The sequence below is a fragment of the Kordia jejudonensis genome, from assembly GCF_001005315.1.
GTDB lineage: Bacteria > Bacteroidota > Bacteroidia > Flavobacteriales > Flavobacteriaceae > Kordia > Kordia jejudonensis.
Genome location: NZ_LBMG01000176.1, coordinates 1 through 707 on the forward strand (window position 1 = coordinate 1; position 707 = coordinate 707).

At 34.4% G+C, this 707-nt stretch carries 2 protein-coding genes; both read right to left on the minus strand.

Annotated elements, in window-relative coordinates:
- A partial coding sequence (locus AA089_RS23200) for a hypothetical protein (protein ID WP_046759411.1) occupies positions 1 to 266 on the minus strand: 266 nt, incomplete at its 3' end.
- A gap of 2 nt (positions 267 to 268) precedes the next feature.
- Positions 269 to 661 carry a transposase gene (locus AA089_RS23205; protein WP_046759412.1) on the minus strand — a complete coding sequence of 131 codons (393 nt, stop codon included), beginning with the start codon at positions 659 to 661 and terminating at the stop codon, positions 269 to 271.
- Positions 662 to 707: the final 46 nt, after the last annotated feature.

A 707-nucleotide genomic window follows, 5' to 3' on the forward strand; every position in this document is an offset into this window, starting at 1 on the left:
GTGCGCTTGTAATTCTTCTTGCGCTTTAAGCGATAGCCTAATTCCATCATTGTTTCCACAAAACGATCTCTACCTATAAAATTTGGTGCTAAACTATAATACATTTTCTCAACCCCACAACCTGGATGTTCTTCCCGTAGTTCATCTGCTTCAGTGATAAGCTGTAAGAGCTTGATATCAAAAATATCTTGACGCTTTTGATACTGAGATACAGCTTGTTTACTGATGCCAATGGTCTTATATAAATTATTTAAACTATAAGACATAACTATTTCTTTTTTGACGAACTTTTGGACTGTGAGGTGTCGAAGTTTTTTTTGATATCAATATTAAGTTCTTCTTTAGCGACTTCCATCATTGTCTCTAAGTAATCAACCATAATCTGTTTACGACCCAAAGCAGCTTCTAGCTCTTTAATCTTCGCTTCTAAAGCTTTTACTTTCTTTGTGCTACTTGACTTGTGCTCCACTATCCGATATCCTTTTTGGTTAAAGTTAGAAAATTTATAAACCCATTGATAAATACTTGTACTGGAAACTCCATGAAGATTTCCCAATTCAGGAACGCTATATTTACCTGACTCAAACTCTGAAACTAGTTGTTTCTTAAATTCAATACTGTAGTTACGATACTTACGGACACTTCTTAAATTTGCTTTCATTGTTAATCACTTTTCAAAAGTGGTCAACACATATCAGGGACGTACA

Bases quoted from the DNA above. Each gene is read 5' to 3' on its own strand.
- AA089_RS23205 (WP_046759412.1), bottom strand. From the start codon at position 661: ATGAAAGCAAATTTAAGAAGTGTCCGTAAGTATCGTAACTACAGTATT.